Source organism: Mesorhizobium sp. (assembly GCF_041661565.1).
In the GTDB taxonomy this organism is placed as follows: Bacteria; Pseudomonadota; Alphaproteobacteria; order Rhizobiales; family Rhizobiaceae; genus Mesorhizobium.
The window spans coordinates 62,058-79,520 of the sequence record NZ_JBAZUD010000002.1 but is presented as its reverse complement, the minus strand read 5'-3'; the positions used below and the strand labels follow the sequence as shown (position 1 = coordinate 79,520).

The window sequence follows — 17,463 nt, the reverse complement described above, 5'->3', positions numbered from 1 at the left end:
CTGCGCAGACCGGATTGATTTTTCTCATCTGCTGACCGTCCACTTAGCAATCTAATTAAATGGAAACAAACACGGTTAACTCGGCCATCTGACGCTGCGCGGCGATCAACTAGAGTTTCACAACGATATAAACGAGAGCCCCAAGAGGCGCGGATGGATCCCGTGGACGTCTGAGCACGGTAGAGCTCACTTGCGCAGATAGCTCTTCGCGCCACTGTCGGTTAGGCAGTAGCGCCCGCCTCGCGGCCCAGTGCAATAGTGCCCCTCCCGACAGGAGCACTCGGCTTGGGATCCAGCCGGCGCCATCTCCGCATCTTCAGTACCCATCAGGCCGAGCGACTGATTGGAGGCGCCACCGGATTCAGCGGAGCAATCCTTCTTGCTGGCACTCACCGAGCCGTCATTGCAAATGAAGGTCCTTCCTTGGCAGTGAGAAACCCCACCCTTTCGGCCGCTGCATGGAGTGTTCGACGCCATCGCTGGCTGGACCAGCAGCGCGCACAGACAAATGCTGATCAAACTCTTGGAAAGTCGCCCCATGTCCCGCCGGCCGCGTTCATTCACTAGGCTTACGCTATCGCACCATATCGAATGTTCTACAAATCGCGGACGCTCAGCGCGCGGCGGACCTAAAATCCTCCAGGCCGGCGCCGGTCCGGTCCAGTTGACCTCAGGTCGGAGCAGCCATCCGCTGCGACGCCCGCCGCTCCCTGTGACCGGAGAAATGCCCGCCCCCTGGGAGGCAGGACCGGAGCAATGGCGGAGGAAGTGTCTGGCGTTCGAGCCGCACACGACGGTGCCAATCCTAAAGCGGTTGACCGATCAATTGTCTATCATGTTATTCGAGCTGCAGTGTTTGCTCCGATCTCGCGCGCCAGAGCGAAGAACAGTAGCGCCCGATTGAGCCAGGAGAGAAAGTTGACCGCTTTGATCGAGGTCTACAATTATCCGCTATCCCCCTGCGGCGAAAAGGTGCGATTTGCCCTAGCAGAGAAGCAGCTTTCCTGGACCGACCATCATGTCGATCTCGGGGCAAAAGAGAACCTGAGGCCCGACTTCCTGCGCTTCAATCCAAAAGGCCTCGTGCCCGTGCTGCGGCTCGGCGCAGACGTGATCGCCGAATCGACCATCATCATCGAGTTCATCGACGATCGCTGGGCCGAGCCGTCGCTTCGTCCCGACGACCCCTTGGCGCGGGCCCGGATGCGGCGGTGGACAAAACTGGTGGACGAGGTGCTCCATCCCGCCTGGCCTGGCATTGCATGGCCGATCCTGGTGAGGCCGGCTTGGCAGGCAAAGAGTGCAGAAACCGTCGAGGCGATGCTGGCGGCACTTCCCGACCCGCGCCGTCGCGAGAAACAGTCCCGACTCTACCAACTCGGGCTCAATGCGCCCGACGCGCAGGAGAGCCTGACTGTATTCGCAACCGTTTGCCGGGAGATGGAAGAAGCGCTGAATGCCGGCCCGTGGATCTCGGGCGAAAGCTTCTCGCTTGGAGACATTGCCCTGCTTCCTTACTTCGTGGCCCTCGAGGCCTTCAGCCTCGAACGGCTGTTTGCGACGTATTCGCGGATCACCGACTGGTACAGCCGGGCCTGCGCGCGGCCGGCATATGGCGGGCACCCGCGCACATTGCTGCCGCCGGTGCGACTTGCGGAAGTGGCGCAATACGGGCGCGCCGCGAGCGCCGCCCTGAAGCCGTCGCCAGCGCATCCGTGACAGGCGCGTCGGGTTGGCTGAAGATGCAACTTTTTCCGCGTAGCATCCGCGCGACTTCGGTGCTGGACGCGGCCATTGGGCCGGCAACGATCGGCCTGGGTTCGCCGGGTGGCCGGGACGAGGCCTGCACGGCAAGAGTGGTGAGGTTGGAGCAGGTCCTCTCGATCGATATGAAGGCGGGCACATAGGGCGGCAGCAACGGGATCCCCGCCGTGGCCGTCTCTGTTGGCCTTGCGCACCAATAGCCGGGGCAAACGAAGGGTGACAAGCATGAACGAAGACCTCAAGGTCTGGCGCGGATACAATCAGGCGGCCCTGGACGACGAGTACAACAATCAACGGACCGTCATGGACTATGAGGCGATCATCCGCGAGTGGACCAGCGCAAGCGACGAGGCCCGCTCAGGCGGCGTCAGCCATCCCGACGTCGTTTATGGCCAGCATCCACGCGCGCTCCTTGACGTCTACTCCGCGCCAGGCGGCGGGGGCTGCGTCGTCTTCTTTCACGGCGGGTTCTGGCGCTCGTTCGACAAGGCCGGTCTTGCTTTTCTCGGCCCTGCCTTTAACGCCGCCGGCCTTTCCCTCGCATTGCCCAACTATCCCCTGGCGCCCGAGGCACAGATGGGGCGCATCGTGCAGCATGCGATCGATGCAGTCGGGTGGGTGGCCGATCGCGCCGGCGAGTTCAACCATGATCCGTCGAAGCTGTGGGTAGCAGGGCACTCCGCCGGCGCACATCTGGCGCTGATGGCGGCCCTTTCGCCGGCCTTGCGCTCCACTGTCGCGGGATGCTGCGCGATCAGTGGCGTTTATGATCTTGAGCCGGTACGCCTGAGCTATCTGAACGCCAGTCTGGATCTCGATGCACAAGACGTGCGCGCCTGCAGTCCAGTTACGCATCTGACGCCCGATCTGAACATCATTGTCGCGGTCGGTGGTCGCGAGACGGACGAGTTTCGCCGGCAGGCCGCTGATCTGGCCCGGGGCTGCCAGGCCGCGGGCGCGCGCTGCGAGAGCATTGTTCTGCCGGGAGCGGACCATTACGAAACCGTTCGAAGCCTTGCCCGTCCAGGCAGCGCGATCCTCGCGTCGATCTCTGTCGCGATGAAGGCGACGCGCATTGCCTGACTGAGCAAGCCATGCTGCAAAGCGCAGGCGAACCGGCTCGCGACGAGCTTCCGTGCCGGCCTTCCAGCTGCGAGCGCGAAGCATAAGCCACCCAACGCGCTTGCGTCCGGTCTGCTGATTGCGGGCGCGTTCGGTCGCCGCAGCGGGACGCCGACGCCGCACGGGTGAGCCCGCGCCCTTTCTCCCGCATCGTCCAGTTTACAGCCGCCCGGATTTGTCCGGTCCGCCTGGCCTCACGCATGGCCAACCGCGTCTCCACATAATTGACTATCCAGTTAATTAGGTTTTCTCGCTGTGATGCGTGCGGCGCGGCGACTGCATGCCCAAAATGCGAGCGTTTTCGGCCATCGATCTATGCACATCGTACAAAAAATGCGCTATTATCTCCGTAATCCGTTCAGTTCTGGTGTTTTTGCGCGATGGGGTTGACGCCCGGATGAATTCGTGGATTTCTAGCGTAATTGACCGGACAGTTAGCTAAGAGAAATGGTATGTTTCACTATTGGAGCGACGGCAGTCCGGAAGCTCACGTCGACTCGTTTCAGTTGACCTGGCTGTTCTCGGAAGCCGCGCAGGGCGCCGCCGACACGAATGAACTGCTGCGGACCGTGAAGCACATTCGCGCCGGCAATCGCGAGGATTGGTACGCTGCGTTCCTTCGCTTGGCCGAAGAGCTTGAAGGACAGGCGGATGCCGCCCGGCAGCAAGGGCACGACGCGACCGCAAGCGACTTCTACTTCCGCGCTTTCACGGCTTTTCGCGCGGCAGAACGAGGCGTGGCGGGGTCCGATCCTCGCAAGATGGAGGTCTACGAGCGGGCAATGACCAGCTGGGAGCGCGCACTGACGTTGTCCGTGCATCCTTTCGAGAGGATGTCGGTGCCGTTCGAGGGGGCGGCGCTGGACGCGTGGTACTTTCCGCCCCGGTACAGGATAAAGAACGACCTGCCGCCATGCGTCATGTTCCTGTCGGGCGCCGACGCGTTGCCCGAGGAGAACTTTTTCCGCGGCGTCCAGTATTTCACCGCGCGCGGAGCGGCATGTTTCGTCTTCAACATGCCCGGCCAGGGATCATCCTTGCGCCGCCTCAACCTGTCCACGCGCGCCGACACCGAGGCGCCGGTCAAGGCCGCCATCGATGCCTTGATGACGCGCCAGGATTTCGACCACGAACGCCTGGGCCTGCTGGGCGTGTCGATGGCGGGATACTACGCGCCGCGCGCCGCGGCCTTCGAGCCGAGGTTCAAGGCGCTCTGTATCTGGGGCGGATTGTACGACGTCCTCACCGATCTCTACGACTACTATCCGCCGTTGCGCGAGCAGCTGCGGTGGATCGGCGGATGCGCGAGCGACGAAGAGGCGCGGGCCAAGTACCGCAGCTTTACCCTTGAGGGCCTGCTGCCACGCATTCAATGCCCGGTGCTGATTACACACGGGGCCAGGGACAGGATGGTTCCGGTCGCTTCGGCACAGCGAACCTTCGACGAGCTTGTCGTTCACGACAAGACCCTGAGACTCTACACCCCGGATGAGGGTGGAGCGGAACATTGCTCGATGGACAATTGGAGCCAGGTCATCCCGTATCAGGTCGACTGGTTGCTCGATCGCATCGCTCGTTAGAACCGTCCAACAACAACAAGAGGGAAGCATGAAAATCAGGACTATGATCGCGGCAATGACAATTGCCGCTTCCACCATCGCCGCCAGTACAGCCTGGGCACAGGAAAAAGTAACCGTCAGGCTCGACTTCCTGCCATGGGGCATCCACGCCGCGCTCCACCTGGCCGCCGAGAAGGGCTGGTTCAAAGACGAGGGCCTCGACGTCGAGATCTCGGACGGCAAGGGATCCAATGTCACCATCCAGCAGGTCGCGTCGGGCGAGATCGACATCGGCCAGGTGCAGCTCAACGTCGCGGCGGTCGCCCGCACGAAGGGCCTTCCCGTCATGTCCATCGCCGGCTTCGTTCGTCGCGGCGACCTTGGCGCCCTGGTCCCCACCGACTCCGGGATCAACAGCGTCAAGGACCTGGAAGGCCGCAAGGTAGCCTATGTGGCGACGACGAGCGCGAGCGTGCTGGCAGAGCCTTTCTTCGTCGCCGGTGGGGCCGATCCGAAGAAGATCGAACTCATCAACGTCGATTCGTCTTCCCAGATGTCCGTCTACAACGCCAAGACGGTCGACGCGGTCATCATGACGGTCCCGCTCGGCATTGCCGTTGCGGCGCAAACGCGCCCCTCCAAGGGCATCATGCTCGCCGATGTCGGCATGAACCTGCCGAGCTACGGCCTGATCACGAGCGACACCACGCTGAAGAACCGCGCACCGGTGCTGAAGAAGTTTGTCGCGGTTGCCGTCAAGGCCTGGGATTATCTCTACAGCGATCCGAGCCACATCGACGAGGGCGTCGCCGCCATCCTCGCGCAGCGGCCCAACGACAAGCTCAATGGCGACATCCTGAAAAGGCAGGTTACCCTATACAAGGCGTTCCTCGACACGGACGCGACCAAGGGCAAGAAGATCGGCTGGCAGTCAGACGAAGACTGGAAGATCGGCATCGCCACGCTTGAAAAGGCTGGCCTCATTCCCGCCGGCAAGCAGCCGAGCGATTTCTACACGAACGAGTTCGTGTCCGAGTAGCTCATGCAATCGTCCTTGAGCACCCCTGGCAAAGCCCACGACATGGAGCTGGCGCGGCCGGCCCATGTCGTGATCGAAAATGTGACCAAACAGTACAACGGCGACACCGGCTTCGTTGCGCTCAAGGACATCAACCTCAAGATCGGCCGGCGTCAGTTCGTCAGCATCGTCGGCCCCAGCGGCTGCGGAAAGTCGACCCTGCTGAAATGTGTCGCCGGCCTGACCGACCTCAGCGCGGGGTCGATCGCCGTCGACGGCAAAATCGTGCGCGATCCTCCCCTCGACATGGCCGTCGTGTTCCAACGCGACATCCTCCTCGACTGGCGTCGGGTCATCGACAACATCCTCCTGCCTGTCGATTTTCGCGGCGAGCGCAGCCCGGCCTGGATCGAGAAAGCCAAGTCGCTGCTGCACCTGATGGGGCTTGATGGCATTGACCAACGCTTTCCATGGGAACTGTCGGGCGGGCAGAGGCAACGCGTCGCCATCTGCCGGGCCCTGATCCAGGACCCCTCTCTGCTGCTCATGGACGAACCCTTCGGCGCGCTCGACGCCATGACCCGCGACGAGCTCAACCTCGAACTGCAGCGCATCTGGATGCAGGCCGACAAGTCCGTGATGTTCATCACCCATGGCATCAGCGAGGCGGTCTTTCTGTCGGACGTCGTTGTCGTGATGGGCACCAGTCCCGGCCGGATCGTCCAGGTCCTGGAGATCGACCTGCCAAGACCGCGCACGCTCGACATGCGCGAGACGCCCGAGTTCGGCGTCTATGCCAAGCACATCCGCCACATCTTCCAGGAGATGGGTTTCTTGAGGGGCCACCCATGATCAGACGGTTCGAACCGGCCATCGTTCTCATCGGCTTCCTGGCGTTCTGGGAGATCGGCGCGCGCCTCATGCAGGTTCCGCAGTACATCCTCCCGCTTCCCACCGCCATCTTCGCCGAACTCTGGAACAATCTCGGTTGGTACGCCATGCATGCCTACTACACGCTGGCGGCCTGCATCCTGGGCTTTCTGCTCGCCCTTTTCGTGGGCATCGCGATGTCTGTAGGCATCGTCTATTCGCGTGTCCTCGAAAGTACGCTCTACACCTTGCTCGTGTCGCTGAACTCCATCCCGAAGATCGCGCTGGCGCCCCTTTTCATCATCTGGATGGGAACCAACCTCACCTCGAAGGTCGCGATCTCGATGCTGATCGCTCTCTTCTCGATTGTCATCGACGCGGTCCTCGGGCTTCGCTCGGTCGATTCCGACACGCTGTCCATGGCGCGCTCCATGCGCGCTTCGCCGATGAAGGTGCTCTGGTACATCCGCTTCCCGGCGGCCATGCCCTACATCTTCGCCGGCATGAAGGTGGCCATTTCGCTCGCGCTCGTCGGCGCCATCGCCGGTGAGTTTGTCGCCTCGCAGGTCGGCCTCGGCTACGTCATCATGGTTGCCCAGGGCTCGTTCGAGATCACACGCGTCTTCGCCGCGATCGTCCTGCTTGGAATCCTCGGCACCATCCTTTTCTACCTGATCATCATCGCCGAGCGCTTCGTGATCCCCTGGCACATATCGCACCGCGTGATCGCCGGCGGCGGGCACTAAGCGTCATAACGAAATCGAGCAAAGGCAGCATCATGACAGCACGAATCTGGGAACAGTACTGGACCGCGAAGGATCGCGAGGCGATGCAGGCTTCGGGCTACGCCAACCCAATGGGTTTTGGCAGCCGGCCGGCTCTGATGATCGTCGACGCCAGCTATAATTTCTGCGGCGAGAAGTCAGAGCCATTGCTTGAGTCCATCAAGACCTGGCGCAATTCCTGCGGGACCGACGCCTGGGATGCCCTTGCGGTCATACGCAGGCTCATCGATGCGGCACACGACAAGAGCGTCCCGGTCTTCTATTCGACCAACACGCGACGTCTGGACGGTTTCGACGCCGGCAGCTGGCGCTGGAAGAACGCCCGTGAGCTTGAAGATCCAGAGAAGGAAATTCGCGGCAACGAAATCGTCGCCGCGATCGCACCAGAAGACCGCGACGTCGTCATCCTGAAGACGAAGCCCAGCGCCTTTTTCGGCACGCCGCTGCTGAGCTTCCTGGTCGACCTCAAGGTCGACACGCTGGTCGTGTGCGGCGTCTCCACGAGTGGCTGCGTGCGCGCCACGGTGATCGACGCGTTCTCCAACAATTTCCGTGTGCAGGTCGTCGAGGATGCCTGTTTCGACCGCTCCGAAGTCTCTCATGCCGTCAACCTCGGAGACATGAACGCCAAATATTCCGACGTGGTTTCCAGCGCACGGGTGCTCGAGGTGTTCTCGGGCCTGGACGCCGCCACGCAGAGCGCAGGGCGCCCGCGGATGGGCGGGTGAAGTCGAGCCTCGTCATGCGCACCGCGTTCTGGAACTACGATCGTACGATGCCGCTCTGCGACGGCCGCGTGGATCTCGGTGGGTTGCCACTCGAGATCAGCATCCTTCGACCGGAGCAGACATTCGCCATGGCTTATCAAGGCGACGGATTCGATATCTGCGAGGCTTCGCTCAGCAATACGCTGACGGCGACCTCCAAGGGCGAATGCCCTTACGTTCTCGTCCCCGCCTTCGTGTCGCGGGCATTCCGCCACGGTTCGATTTTCGTCCGCGCGGATGGCAGCGTCAGCGGTCCCGAAGACCTGGCCGGCAAGACGATCGGCCTGCAGGAATACGACATGACGGCGGCTGTCGTCGTGCGCGGCCTGCTGCGCGACGAGTATGGCATCGAATCGTCGTCGATCGATTGGCGGGTGGGTGACGTGGAGCGTCTGAAGCCTCTGGACTTTCCGCTTGGCCGACCGCCCGCGGGGGTCTCGCTGACGATGCGACCACAAGGAACGAGCCTCGAGCAGGGCCTTCTTTCTGGCGAGCTTGATGCAATCATTTCCCTGCGCACGCCACAGGCCGCATTGCAGCCAGAGCCGCTCGTCAGACGGCTCTTCGACGATCTGGCCGAGCGCGAATGGTTTGCGCGGAGCGGCCTCTTCCCGATCATGCACGCCGTCGGGGTCAAACGCTCCCTCGCACAGAGCAATCCGGGATTGACGCGGAAAGTCTACAATCTCTTCAAGGCGGCCAGGGATCTCGCCATTGCCGACCTCGACGTGATCCAGGTGCCCAAGGTCACACTCCCTTGGCCGGCGGCCATCGTGAGGGAAATCCGGGGCCTTATGGGATCTGACTTCTGGCCATATGGCATCGACGCGAACCGGGCCGTCCTGGAAACCCAGATGCGCTGGTCGCGCCAAGATGGCCTGCAGGCGCGTCCGGTCCAGCTTCACGACCTGTTCGCGCACGACTGCATGGACACCTGATCGCGACCCCATCGCTCGCGACTTCGGCAGGGTCGCACCGACAATTGCTGCGCAAATGCGCCAACGGAGACATTTGATGACAAATTCTGCTGAAGTGCGGATCGGCGTCGACATCGGCGGCACTTTCACCGATCTGGTGCTCACGCATTCCGACGGCCGCATCGTCCACCGCAAGGTCTCGTCTACGCCGGCCGGGCCCGAGGAGGCCGTCCTGACTGGCGTGCTCCAGCTGCTGCGGGACGCCGAGGTCGATGCCGCGGCCGTCAAAGAGGTCGTTCATGGCACCACTGTCGGCTCGAACACGCTGTTGCAGAAAACCGGGGCACCGACCGGCCTGATCACGACCAAGGGTTTTCGCGACGTCCTCGAAATCGGCCGCCTGCGGACGCCCAGCATGTTCGACCTGCAATGGGAAAAGCCGCTGCCACTGATCCCCCGCCGTCACCGGCGCGAGGTTACCGAGCGGATGACCTTCGATGGCAAGGTCCTGATCCCCCTGGACGAGGTGGAACTGGTTCAGGTCGCCAGCGAACTCGTCGACAGCGGCATCACCTCGCTCGCCGTGTGTTTTCTCAACAGCTACACAAATCCCGTCCACGAGCATGCCGCCGAAAAGATCCTCGCCGCGCGTTTCCCCCTGCTGAAGATCACGACGTCCGTTTCTGTGCTGCCCGAGCCCAAGGAGTACGAGCGGACCTCGACCACGGCCGTGAACGCCTATGTCCGTCCGGTGCTCGAGAAGTATCTGACCCGGCTTGAAGACGGCCTTGCATCGATCGGCATCAAGGCGCCTTTGCTTGTATGCAATTCGAACGGCGCCCTGGCGTCGTCGGAGACGGCGAGAACCAAGCCCGTCTTTTTCATCTCGTCGGGCCGAGCCGCCGGCGCTGCCGGTGGCGCCCGTCTAGGCGACGCCATCGGCCTGCGGGACATGGTGGTGTTCGATATGGGCGGCACCACGGCATCGGCCTCGCTCGTGCAGAACGGCGAGCTGTCGCGCGTGACGGAGTACGAGTTCCGCGCCGGCATCAGCACGCCCAGCCGCTTCATCAAGGCCGGCGGCTATATGATGAGCGTGCCCAGCGTCGACGTGGCGGAGGTCGGCAGCGGCGCCGGCTCGATCGCCTATGCCGACGATGGTGGCCTGATCCGCGTCGGGCCGACCTCGGCGGGGGCCGACCCGGGCCCCGTCTGCTACGGCCTGGGCGGCACGCGGCCGACCGTCACCGACGCCAATCTGGTACTGGGACACCTTCCGGACTCGCTTGCGGGCGGGTCGCTGCGGCTTTCCGTCGACAAGGCGCGCGATGCGCTCCACGACGAACTGGGCGCCGGCTTCGGTTTGTCTCCGGAACTGGCTGCCTTCGGTGTCCGCGAGGTCGTCAACGCCAACATGGCGCGCGCCATACGCGCGGTCACAATCGAGCGCGGTGTCGACCCGCGTGACTTCACATTGGTTGCCATAGGCGGGTCTGGACCGGTCCACGCCGTCGACATTGCCCGGCTCCTGTCGATGCCGCGCGTGCTCGTGCCGGCATCGCCGGGGGTCTTCACGGCGATGGGCATGCTGGCGGGTGACATTGAGCGCTACTTCATCCGGCCGATGACCGGCCGGCTGGCCGAATTCGATCATGCCAGGGTCAACGACCTGCTCGACCAGATGCGCGCGGACGCCCGCGCGGCGTTGATGTCGGAGGGCAAGTCGGACGACGACATGCAATTGCTGCCGGAACTGAACATGCGCTTCCGGGGTCAGGAGCTTTTCCTGCCGATCCCGCTTGGAGACGATCCCGATCCGCAGGCGCTGCGGATGGCATTCCTGGCCGCCTACGAAGCCATCTATTCCTACGCGCCGACGGACGCCGTCGAGACGGTCAGCATCCGGCTCGTCGGTCGCGGCCTTCGGCACGGCAAGCTGGATTTCAGGTTTCCCTCAAGCCGAAATCGTGCAGCCGGTGCGGCAAAGGGCAGCCGCAGGGTCTATTTTGGCGAGCAGGAAGGCTGGGTCGAAACCCCCGTCTACGACCGGGCGGTCATGCCCGATCGCATCGAGGGACCGGCGATCATCGAGGCGACCGACAGCACCATCTCCATGCCCCCGGGATCGACCGCCGCGCTTGATGACCACCAAAACATCTTCATCACCTTGAACTGACGAGTGGGAACGACCATGAGTACCGCCATAGATCCGATCACCTTCGCTGTTCTCAAGAGTGCGCTCGATTCGATTGTCGACGACATGGCCTACACGGTCATGCGGACCGCCCGGTCGCCGATCGTGCGCGACGTTCTCGACTATTCCACGACGATGTGCGACGCGACCGGCCAGATCCTCGCCCAGGCCAAGACCGTCGCGCTGCATCTGGGCGCGGTTCCGGATGCCATGGAAGCGCTGCTGCGCCACTATGGCGACGATCTGGCGCCCGGCGACGTCATCATCTTCAATGACCCTTACGATGGAGGCATGCACCTCCCGGACATCTTCATGTTCAAGCCGATCTTCGCGAGGGACAGGCACATCGGCTTCTCCGTCGTCATCTGCCATCATTGCGATGTCGGCGGCCGCGTGCCTGGCTCGAACGCAAGCGATTCGACGGAGATATTTCAGGAAGGGTTGCGGATTCCGCCGCTGAAGCTTTTCGATCGCGGCGTGCGCAACAAGACGCTGTTCGACGTGATCTCCAAGAACGTCCGGCTCCCCGATCTGGTCATTGGCGATCTCGAGGCGCAGCTGGCGACCTGCGCCTTGGGCGAACGCGAGATGCTGCGCCTCGTCGAGCGCTACGGCGTCGAGACGCTTGAGGCGTTCCTCGTCAATGTCCTCGACTATGGCGAGCGCCTGACGCGAAAGGCTATCGCGCAATGGCCGGACGGAACGTACGGCTTTACCGACTACATCGACGGTGACGGCTTCAGCGAGGAGCGCATTCCCATCGTCGTCTCGGTCAAGGTTGCCGGCGACCAGCTCACCATCTCCTTCGACGGCAGCTCGCCGCAGGTCAAGGGAGCAATCAACTCGACCTTGTCTTTCGTCAAATCGGCGACCTACCTGGCGGTGCGCTGCGTTCTGGACTCCGACGTGCCGAACAATTCCGGCGTCTACCGCTGCATCGATGTCAACGCGCCCAAAGGCTCGCTGCTGAACCCGTCCTTCCCCGCGCCTGTCGCGGCCCGGGCCCTGACCGGATACCGGGTCGCCGACACGGTCCTGGGCGCGCTGGCTGAGATCGTGCCGGAACGCGTCGTCGCCGCGGGCGAAGGCGGCAACTCCGTTGTCTGCCTCGGCGGATATGACAAGGCGACCGGCGAGCCCTTCATCGTCGTCGACATGATCAACGGCGCCTTGGGCGCGCGCGCCACACGCGACGGCATAGACGCCATCACCAATCCGACGCAGAACATGTCGAATATGCCGATAGAGATCATGGAGGCCACATATCCGCTCCGCATCGAAGAGTATTCTCTGCGCGAGGATTCCTGTGGCGCGGGGCGAACGCGCGGCGGGCTGAGCGTCGTTCGGCAGTACCGGCTGCTCGCCGACGAGGCCATCCTGCAACTGCGTACCGACCGCTATCACACCGCTCCCTATGGTCTGTTCGGCGGGAAGGGCGGCGCATTGTCGCGCAACTATCTCATCCGCGACGGCGAGAGCGAACTCCTTGCCAGCAAGGTGACCCGCGAGGTGGGCCGCGATGACGTGATCCGCCACGAGCAGGCCGGGGGAGGCGGCTACGGCGATCCCAATGAGCGGCCCTTGGGTGCCATACTCAGCGATGTTCTGGACGGGAAAATCAGCTTGTCGTATGCCCGGGAGCATTTCGGTGTTGTCATAGCCGGCAATGCAATAGACGAGGCCGGCACGTCGACGCTACGCAGGTCAAGGCAGATGGCGAACACATGATGGGTTCGACCGGACCAACCGGAAAGACGCCCACCGGGCCGATGATGGGTTTGCGCGGATTGCCGGCGGGGTCCAGTCTTGCCGGCGATCCCGGGGTGACTATCGCGGCGGCGTGGTCCGGTAGCGGAGGACATGCATGACTGCATCGGCGACAACCCGAAAACCGAGGAAGGGCGTGAAGTTGGCGACGGCCGCGCTGGTGCCGGGCCAACCGGCCCGGCGTGTCGCGCATCCTGCAAGTGGGTCGCCGCAACGCAACGCGGTCAAGACACAGGAACGCATCTTGAGCGCCGCCCAGGCCGAGTTTGCAGGCAAGGGATATGATGGAGCGCGCGTCGAAGCCATCGTCGCGCGCGCCAAGGTGAGCAAGAACCTGGTCTACTACTATTTCGCAAGCAAGGAGCAGCTCTACATCCGTGTGCTGGAGCGGATCTATGAAACGCTACGCAGGCGCCAGGACGAGCTCCCGCTGCTCGGGCTCGACCCGGTCGAAGCGATGACCGCGCTTTGCGAAAAGACCTTTCAGGTCTTCGTCGACGAGCCGGACATCATCACCATCCTGAACACGGAAAATCTCCATCGCGGCAGGCACGTCAAGAAGTCGCCGATCATCCGGTTGCTCTACGAGCGGCTGGCGTCTTCATTGTCGACGATCCTCGATCAAGGCGTCGCGGCCGGCGTCTTTCGCAAGGATCTGGATCCTGTCGACCTCTATATCTCCATGTCCGGCCTTGGCTACTTCTACCTGTCCAACAAGTACACTTTATCGCTTATCTTCGATCGTGACCTGAAGACGTCGGAATACATAGAAAAACGCAAGGATCACATAGTCGATATGGTCATGCGTTACGTGCTGGTCAGCAACATCGATTCACCCACAAAACGGAAGCCTGAGAAATGACGCGGGACCCTTCGGCACCGGACGGACATGTCGGCGATCAGGCGTCGCGGTCTGCCGAGCACCACGATCATCACGACTGCGGCGGCAAGCCCGCGGGTCCAGTCGATGTCGTCCATCACGACCCGACCTATTGGGAACTGCGCGTCGATGCGGTGTACCAGTTGCTGGCCGATTCGAGGCGTAACATCCTGCGGGCCGACGAATTGCGCTGGATGCGCGAATCGCTCAGCGCCGAAGACTACGACCGCTTCAACTACTACGAGCGCTGGGTGGCCGCGATGTCCAGGATACTGTTGTCGAAGCAGGTCGTCACGCCGGGCGAGCTCGCCGCGAAGATCGACGAGATCAGGCGCCGGGGAGCCGGATGAACGCGCGATTTCGCATCGGCGATCGTGTCGACGTCGCTACGCGTCATCAAGCCGGCCACGTCCGGACACCGAATTACGTCAAGGGGAAGACCGGGCGCATCGTCGATGTCCGCGGCGCGTTTCGCAACCCGGAACTGCTGGCGCAGGGCGAGCCCGGTCTGCCCCGCCAGTATCTCTACCGGGTTGAATTCGATTGGCATTCGCTTTGGCACGATGGCCCTTCGTCCTGCCCGGATCGGATTATCGTCGACATCTACGAGCACTGGCTGATGACGGCAGCGGGGATGGAATGAGAAGATGAGCGGCGACCAGGAACACGAAACTCACGGCCACGGCGACAATCAGCGTCACGATCACCAGCCGATCGAACACGTCCACACGCCCGACCACGATCCGGAGATCGTCATTCTGGACCAGGCGATCCGGGAACTGCTCGAGGAAAAGGGCATCGTCTCGCCCGCCGAGATGCAGCAATGCATCGAAGCCCTGGAAGGGCGCAATGGGGGTATCCGCGGCAAGGAGATGATTGCGCGCGCCTGGACTGACCCCGGTTTCCGCGAACTGCTTCTCTCGGACGGTCAGGCGGCTTTGGCGTCGATGGGGCTCGGCCTTGGCGGTCCGGAATTCGTCGTGGTCGAGAATACGCAGGACGTTCACAATGTCATCGTTTGCACGCTGTGCTCCTGCTACCCGCGCGGCGTGCTTGGCCTGCCGCCGAGTTGGTACAAAAGCGCGGCATACCGCTCGCGGGTCGTACGCGAGCCCAGGGTGGTGCTGAAGGAGTTCGGTACGGTCTTGCCGGACCACGTGGAAATCCGGGTCCACGACAGCCTGGCTGACCTCAGATACATGGTGTTGCCGATGCGCCCCGTCGGCACTGAGGGCTGGTCGGCGGAAATGCTGGCCGAGCTCGTTGGAAGCGACGCAATGATCGGGGTGCGGCCGGCGGATTGTCCGGTTCGGTGAAGCCCTCGGACACAAACACCGGTGCCTGCGTCACCGCCATGTCAAGTGCATCCGACAGAGCCCGGCGCGGGTTCGGCGCAGCAGGCGCTGCGGATTGCGGTTCCTGTCGCCACTGGTTTCGCAGAACAGGCGCGAAGCGATGGTGACCGGCGGCATTGGCGAGCCTGTCGAGCGGCGCGAGGATGTTCGGTTCGTGCGCGGCCTTGGCCGCTACACCGACGACATTGCGGCCTCAATGCCCGGTGCTCTCCACATGGCGGTCGTGCGCTCGCCCCATGCGTCGGCGCGCATCATCTCGATCGATGCCGAAGCGGGACGGCTGGCACCCGGCGTGCGCGCTGTGCTGACGCGCGACGAGATGGCGGCGCAAGATTTCCATCCCCTGCCGGTACGCATGCGGCGCGAACGTCGAGAAGGCGAGGCAAGTTTCGTGCCGCCCTATATGCCGCTGGCGGTCGATGCCGTCCGCCATGTCGGTGACGCCGTGGCCGTCGTCGTTGCGGACACGCTGAACCAGGCGCGGGATGCGGCCGAGCGCATCGATGTCGTCTACGAGCCGACGGACTGCGTGACACAGCTCGACATCGCGGTTTCGCCACAGTCGCCGCGCGTATGGGCCTGCGAGCCGGACAACATCTGCTTCGACCAGAGGTGGGGCGACGCCGCTGCCTGCGACGCTGCCTTCGCGTCGGCAAGCCACGTGGTCTCGGAGCGCTTCGTCATCAGCCGCGTCGCGACCAATTCGCTCGAGCCGCGCACGGCGGTTGGCGACTACGATCGGATGACCCAGCGATACACGCTCCATGCCGGCCTTCAGTCGCCGCACGAAATGCGCGACGACATCGCCACTGTCTTTCGCCTGCCGCCCGATCGCTTTCGCCTTGTCTCGCCGGACGTGGGCGGAGCCTTCGGGCTCAAGGGCAGCTTGCATCCGGAACTCGTCCTTGTCCTGTGGGCATCGCGCCAGACCGGGCGCCCTGTCCGGCACGTCTGTGAACGATCCGAAGCTTTCCTGTCCGACCACCAGTCGCGCGACCATGTGTCCGACGTCTCACTGGCGCTGGATGCCTCCGGAAAGTTCCTCGGCCTGCGCGTGTCCACGCTGGCCAATCTCGGAGCCTATGTCGCCTCCGACGGCCTGCATTCGCCTACCAACAACATTGGCGGCCTGGCCGGGCAATACACGACACCGGCCTTCGACGTCCGCGTCCAGGGGGTGTTCACGCACACGCTTCCAACCTGTCCCTATCGCGGCGCCGGCCGTCCCGAGGCGTCGTTCTGCATCGAGCAGATCATCGACAAGTCCGCCCGCCAGCTCGGCATGGACAGGGCCGAGATCAGGCGCATGAACATGATCCCGCCGCAAGCGCTGCCCTTCAAGACGCCTCTCGTCTTCACCTATGACAGCGGTGAATTCGAGAGCGTGCTCGACAAAGGCCTGGCCGCCGCCGACTGGTCCGGCTTCGAATCCCGCCGCTCTGCGGCGAAGGCGCGGGGCTTGCTGCGCGGCATTGGAATTGCCTGCGTCATCGAGGTAGCCGGCGGCCCGCACGGCAGGCCGTTCGAGGAGTCGGCGGAAATCCGGTTCGATGCCACTGGCCGCGCAAAGATCCTCGCCGGCAGTCACTCGCAAGGCCAGGGCCACGAGACGGTGTTCGTCCAGATGGCGCGGGAAATTCTCGGGGTCCCGGCCGACGACGTGCAGATTGTCTATGGCGATACCGATGTCGTGGCGCACGGTCGCGGCACATTCGGATCGCGCACCATGATGGCGTTCGGCGCCGCCTTCACCAGCGCCGCCCGCAAGATCATCGACAAGGGCAGGATCATCGCCGCCCATCTTCTCGAGGCCCCTGAACAATCGCTGGTTTTCGGCGACGGTCACTTCTCAGTGCGGGGCACCAATCGCCACATCTCGCTGACCGACGTCGCCCGTGCGGCATTCGCCACCACGCGGATGCCGCACGGGCTCGAAATCGGTCTGTGCGAGCGCGCCATCGTGGCCCTCGAGAAACCGACTTTTCCAAATGGCTGTCACATCTGCGAGGTCGAGATCGATCCCCTGACCGGCCTGACCGACATCGTTGCCTACACCGTCGTCGACGACGTCGGAACGGTCATGAACCCGATGCTCGTCAACGGCCAGATCCACGGGGGCATAGCGCAAGGCATCGGGCAGGTGTTGAGCGAACAGATCATCTACGGCGACGACGGGCAGATCGTCACCGGGTCCTTCATGGACTACGCAATGCCCAGAGCCGATGGCCTTCCCGCGATGCAAGTCCGGAGCCATCCGGTCCCGACAGCCACAAATCCACTCGGTGTGAAAGGCGCCGGGGAGGCCGGCACCGTAGGTTCGCTTCCCGCGACGATGAGCGCTATCCAGGACGCGATCATGCCGGAGGGCGTCGATCGCATCGACATGCCCGCGACCCCCCTGGCTATCTGGAAGGCCCTCCGTATCGTCCGGGAAAAGTCAGGCCGGGGCAGGATTTGACCCGTTC

15 protein-coding genes are annotated in these 17,463 nt (G+C 63.2%); all 15 read left to right on the top strand.

Features of this window, described 5'->3' with window-relative positions; translation table 11 throughout:
- Positions 1–918 precede the first annotated feature (918 nt).
- The 15 genes from WC739_RS00820 to WC739_RS00750 all read left to right on the top strand — a co-directional run bounded on the left by WC739_RS00820 (position 919) and on the right by WC739_RS00750 (position 17,456).
- A complete protein-coding gene (locus tag WC739_RS00820) occupies positions 919–1,719 on the top strand; it encodes a glutathione S-transferase family protein (protein WP_372951101.1) in 801 nt (266 codons plus the stop codon).
- 270 nt (positions 1,720–1,989) lie between these two features.
- Entirely contained in the window at positions 1,990–2,847 is an 858-nt protein-coding gene (locus tag WC739_RS00815) for an alpha/beta hydrolase (protein ID WP_372951100.1), read from the top strand.
- 545 nt (positions 2,848–3,392) lie between these two features.
- Entirely contained in the window at positions 3,393–4,466 is a 1,074-nt protein-coding gene (locus tag WC739_RS00810) for an alpha/beta hydrolase family protein (protein WP_372951099.1), read from the top strand.
- Between the two features lie 28 nt (positions 4,467–4,494).
- Positions 4,495–5,484 carry an ABC transporter substrate-binding protein gene (locus tag WC739_RS00805; RefSeq protein ID WP_372951098.1) on the top strand — a complete coding sequence of 330 codons (990 nt, stop codon included), beginning with the start codon at positions 4,495–4,497 and terminating at the stop codon, positions 5,482–5,484.
- Positions 5,485–5,499: 15 nt separating this feature from the next.
- On the top strand, positions 5,500–6,315 hold the full coding sequence (locus WC739_RS00800; protein WP_372951097.1) for an ABC transporter ATP-binding protein: 816 nt from the start codon (positions 5,500–5,502) through the stop codon (positions 6,313–6,315).
- Positions 6,312–7,079, top strand: coding sequence for an ABC transporter permease (locus WC739_RS00795; protein WP_372951096.1), 768 nt, complete (start codon positions 6,312–6,314; stop codon positions 7,077–7,079). Before WC739_RS00800 ends, WC739_RS00795 begins: the two co-directional genes overlap by 4 nt.
- 32 nt (positions 7,080–7,111) lie before the next feature.
- Positions 7,112–7,846 (top strand): isochorismatase family protein, encoded by a 735-nt coding sequence (locus WC739_RS00790; RefSeq protein ID WP_372951095.1) that lies wholly within the window; start codon positions 7,112–7,114, stop codon positions 7,844–7,846.
- Positions 7,843–8,823 carry an ABC transporter substrate-binding protein gene (locus WC739_RS00785; protein WP_372951094.1) on the top strand — a complete coding sequence of 327 codons (981 nt, stop codon included), beginning with the start codon at positions 7,843–7,845 and terminating at the stop codon, positions 8,821–8,823. The genes WC739_RS00790 and WC739_RS00785 overlap by 4 nt, the downstream gene beginning before the upstream one ends.
- 76 nt (positions 8,824–8,899) lie before the next feature.
- The gene (locus WC739_RS00780; protein WP_372951093.1) at positions 8,900–10,978 is read left to right on the top strand and encodes a hydantoinase/oxoprolinase family protein; all 2,079 of its coding nucleotides are present in this window, start codon (positions 8,900–8,902) and stop codon (positions 10,976–10,978) included.
- Between the two features lie 15 nt (positions 10,979–10,993).
- On the top strand, positions 10,994–12,724 hold the full coding sequence (locus WC739_RS00775; protein ID WP_372951092.1) for a hydantoinase B/oxoprolinase family protein: 1,731 nt from the start codon (positions 10,994–10,996) through the stop codon (positions 12,722–12,724).
- Positions 12,725–13,007: 283 nt separating this feature from the next.
- The gene (locus WC739_RS00770; protein ID WP_372951091.1) at positions 13,008–13,625 is read left to right on the top strand and encodes a TetR/AcrR family transcriptional regulator; all 618 of its coding nucleotides are present in this window, start codon (positions 13,008–13,010) and stop codon (positions 13,623–13,625) included.
- Positions 13,622–13,993, top strand: coding sequence for a hypothetical protein (locus WC739_RS00765; RefSeq protein ID WP_372951090.1), 372 nt, complete (start codon positions 13,622–13,624; stop codon positions 13,991–13,993). Before WC739_RS00770 ends, WC739_RS00765 begins: the two co-directional genes overlap by 4 nt.
- A complete protein-coding gene (locus WC739_RS00760) occupies positions 13,990–14,286 on the top strand; it encodes an SH3-like domain-containing protein (RefSeq protein WP_372951089.1) in 297 nt (98 codons plus the stop codon). The genes WC739_RS00765 and WC739_RS00760 overlap by 4 nt, the downstream gene beginning before the upstream one ends.
- 4 nt (positions 14,287–14,290) lie before the next feature.
- Positions 14,291–14,959 (top strand): nitrile hydratase subunit alpha, encoded by a 669-nt coding sequence (locus WC739_RS00755; protein WP_372951088.1) that lies wholly within the window; start codon positions 14,291–14,293, stop codon positions 14,957–14,959.
- Between the two features lie 94 nt (positions 14,960–15,053).
- The gene (locus WC739_RS00750; RefSeq protein ID WP_372951087.1) at positions 15,054–17,456 is read left to right on the top strand and encodes a xanthine dehydrogenase family protein molybdopterin-binding subunit; all 2,403 of its coding nucleotides are present in this window, start codon (positions 15,054–15,056) and stop codon (positions 17,454–17,456) included.
- Positions 17,457–17,463 lie beyond the last annotated feature (7 nt).